3 protein-coding genes and 1 pseudogene are annotated in these 3,207 nt (G+C 65.6%); 2 read left to right on the top strand and 2 right to left on the bottom strand.

Annotation, left to right across the window (positions count from 1 at the left end; all coding sequences use genetic code 11):
* Both IV091_RS09395 and IV091_RS09390 read right to left on the bottom strand, forming a co-directional pair.
* A partial coding sequence (locus tag IV091_RS09395) for an NAD(P)H-dependent oxidoreductase (protein ID WP_293468001.1) occupies window positions 1-147 on the bottom strand: 147 nt, incomplete at its 3' end.
* Between the two features lie 35 nt (window positions 148-182).
* Complete coding sequence (locus tag IV091_RS09390) at window positions 183-809, bottom strand: LysE family translocator (RefSeq protein ID WP_293467999.1); 627 nt, start codon at window positions 807-809, stop codon at window positions 183-185.
* 249 nt (window positions 810-1,058) lie between these two features.
* Between IV091_RS09390 and mnmG the strand changes: the two genes are divergently transcribed.
* Together mnmG and IV091_RS09380 are read left to right on the top strand one after the other, a co-directional pair.
* Complete coding sequence (gene mnmG, locus IV091_RS09385) at window positions 1,059-3,065, top strand: tRNA uridine-5-carboxymethylaminomethyl(34) synthesis enzyme MnmG (RefSeq protein ID WP_293467997.1); 2,007 nt, start codon at window positions 1,059-1,061, stop codon at window positions 3,063-3,065.
* Window positions 3,065-3,207, top strand: a pseudogene (locus IV091_RS09380) (16S rRNA (guanine(527)-N(7))-methyltransferase RsmG); the annotation flags it as partial. The gene mnmG and the pseudogene IV091_RS09380, both read left to right, overlap by 1 nt.

Here is a 3,207-nt window from a genome sequence, read left to right as displayed (position 1 = left end):
GGCGTTGTACATCGGGATGTCGAAGTCGGCCAGTTCGAGGTGGGTGACTTCGGCGTCGCTGGCGCGCGCCAGCGTAGCTGCGGCCTGGGCCAGTTGCCGGTTGAAGGAGTTCAGGCGGGTGCTGCCGGCAAAGACGAGAAGTTTCATGGGGAGGGTGCTTTCAAAGGAAGGAAGAAAAACGTCTAGCGTTCGGACAGGGCCAGGCGGGCGGCCAGGCCCAGAAACACGGCACCGGCCAGCCAGTTCAGGGTTTGCTGCGCCCGCGCAGAGCGCTGCAAGGCTTGCCCTACCGAAGCCGCAAACCAGGCGATGGCGCCGAATGTCAGCAGCGTAGCCAGCATGAACACGCCGCCCAGCGCGACAATCTGCAGGCCGATGCGGCCCTGCGCCGCGTCGACGAACTGCGGCAGAAAGGCCAGGAAGAAGATCACGACCTTGGGGTTGCTCAGGTTCATGATCACGCCGCGCCGGTACATCTGCGCGTCGCCCGGCGGCGCTGCCCGTGGGGCGGCCGCGCTGCCCGTGGGTGCGCGAAACGCCTGCCAAGCCAGGTAGGCGAGGTAGGCCGCGCCGCCCAGCTTGAGCGCGGTGAAGGCGGTGGCCGAGGCGGCAAACACCGCCGCCAGCCCGAGCGCCACGGCGGCGGTGTGAAACAGCAGGCCGGTGCACAGGCCCAGCACCACGAACAGGCCGGCGCGCCGCCCGCGCAGCGCGGACTGCATCAGCACAAACACATTGTCGGGGCCGGGCGACAGGCCGAGCAGCACGGAGACGCCGAAGAATGCGATGAAGGTGTCGAAGGAGGGCATGGTGTGAAGGCGTGGGTCGGAAAAGTCCTAGCGTAACCTGAGCCTGGCCCGGCTGCCTGCCGCTGGGCAGGGTTTGCGTCAACTCGGTAAAATGGACAGCTTGCTGCGCGCCGGCCCAGGCGCTTGGCGCGTGCGGCCCAGCAGGGCTAGGCGACTTGCGTCGCCTTTAAATGCGGGCGCTGCGCCCCGTGCATCTGACGCCCTGAAAACGGGTCGCCGGCCTGACAACTGAATTGATAGAGGCTTGAAATGTTTTACCCCCAGGAATTTGACGTGATTGTGGTCGGCGGTGGTCACGCGGGCACCGAGGCTGCGCTGGCGGCCGCCCGCATGGGCTGCAAGACGCTGCTGCTGAGCCACAACATTGAGACGCTGGGGCAGATGAGCTGCAACCCGTCGATAGGCGGCATTGGCAAGGGCCACCTGGTCAAGGAAGTCGACGCGATGGGCGGCGCCATGGCGCTGGCCACCGACGAGGGCGGCATCCAGTTCCGCATTTTGAACAGTTCCAAGGGGCCGGCCGTGCGCGCCACCCGGGCGCAGGCCGACCGCATCCTGTACAAGGCCGCCATTCGCCGCATGCTGGAAAACCAGCCTAACCTGTGGCTGTTCCAGCAGGCGGTCGATGACCTGATGGTGGAAGGCGAGCGGGTGGTGGGTGCGGTCACGCAGGTCGGCATCAAGTTCCGCGCGCGCACCGTGGTGCTGACGGCGGGCACCTTCCTGGACGGCAAGATCCATGTGGGCCTGAACAACTATGCGGCAGGCCGCGCGGGCGACCCGCCGGCGGTGTCGCTGAGCAGCCGCCTGAAGGAGCTCAAGCTGCCGCAGGGCCGGCTCAAGACCGGCACGCCGCCGCGCCTCGATGGCCGCTCGATTGACTTCAGCAAGTGCACGGTGCAGCCGGGCGACGGCATGCCGGGCGGCACGGCCGGGCCGGTGCCGGTGTTCAGCTTCATGGGCGGCGCCCTCGCACACCCCCGGCAAATGCCGTGCTGGATTACCCACACCAACGAGCGCACGCACGACATCATCCGCTCCGGCTTTGACCGCAGCCCCATGTTCACCGGCAAGATCGAGGGCGTGGGCCCGCGCTACTGCCCGAGCGTGGAAGACAAGATCAACCGCTTTGCCGGCAAGGACAGCCACCAGATTTTCCTGGAGCCCGAAGGCTTGACGACGCACGAGATCTACCCCAACGGCATCTCGACCAGCCTGCCGTTTGACATCCAGTATGCGCTGGTGCGCTCGATGGTGGGCATGGAAAACGCCCACATCCTGCGGCCCGGCTACGCGATTGAATACGACTACTTCGACCCGCGCGCGCTCAAATCCAGCTTTGAAACCCGGGCCATCAGCGGGCTGTTCTTTGCCGGCCAGATCAATGGCACGACAGGCTACGAAGAGGCGGCGGCCCAGGGCATGTTTGCGGGCATCAACGCGGCGCTGCAGTGCCAGGGCAAGGAGGCCTGGCTGCCGCGCCGTGACGAGGCATACCTGGGCGTGCTGGTGGACGACCTGATCACCAAGGGCGTGACCGAGCCCTACCGCATGTTTACCAGCCGCGCCGAGTTCCGCCTGATGCTGCGCGAAGACAATGCCGACATGCGTCTGACCGAAAAAGGCCGCGAACTCGGTCTGGTCGACGACGCGCGCTGGGACGCCTTCAACCGCAAGCGCGACGCTGTTTCACGTGAAACACAGCGGCTGCGCGCGCTCTGGATCAACCCCAACAACCTGCCGCTGGCCGAAGCCGAGCGCGTGCTGGGCAAGGCGATTGAGCGTGAATACAACCTGGCCGACTTGTTGCGCCGCCCCGATGTGAGCTACGCCGGGCTGATGTCGCTGAACGACGGCCAGTATGCCAACCCCGACATTTCAACGGAGGAGGGCGGTGCTTTGGATAATGTTTCACGTGAAACAGCCTTGCCGCCGGACCTGGCCCGCAGCGTGATCGAGCAGCTGGAAATCACGGCCAAGTACGCCGGCTACATCGACCAGCAAAAAATCGAGGTCGAGCGGACCTCGCAGTACGAAAACCTCAAGCTGCCCGCCGACCTCGATTACCTGCAGGTGTCGGCCCTGAGCTTTGAGGCAAGGCAGACGCTGGCCAAGCACCGGCCTGAAACGCTGGGGCTGGCTTCGCGCATCCAGGGCGTGACGCCCGCCACCGTGTCGCTGCTGCTGGTGCACCTGAAAAAGAACCTGTGGAAGAACACGACGCCGGTGGTGATCAGCGACAAGGCGCCAGCCTGATGCGCGCCGCATTGTTGGCAGGGCTGCAGGCACTGCAACTGGATATGAGCGAGCACCAGGTCAGCCAGTTGCTGGACTACCAGGCGCTGATTGCCAAGTGGACCAAGGTCTACAACCTGACGGCCGTGCGCGACCCGGCGGA

It is taken from the genome of Polaromonas sp., assembly GCF_018780625.1.
Lineage (GTDB): Bacteria > Pseudomonadota > Gammaproteobacteria > Burkholderiales > Burkholderiaceae_C > Polaromonas.
This window is presented reverse-complemented; position numbering and strand designations above follow the sequence as displayed.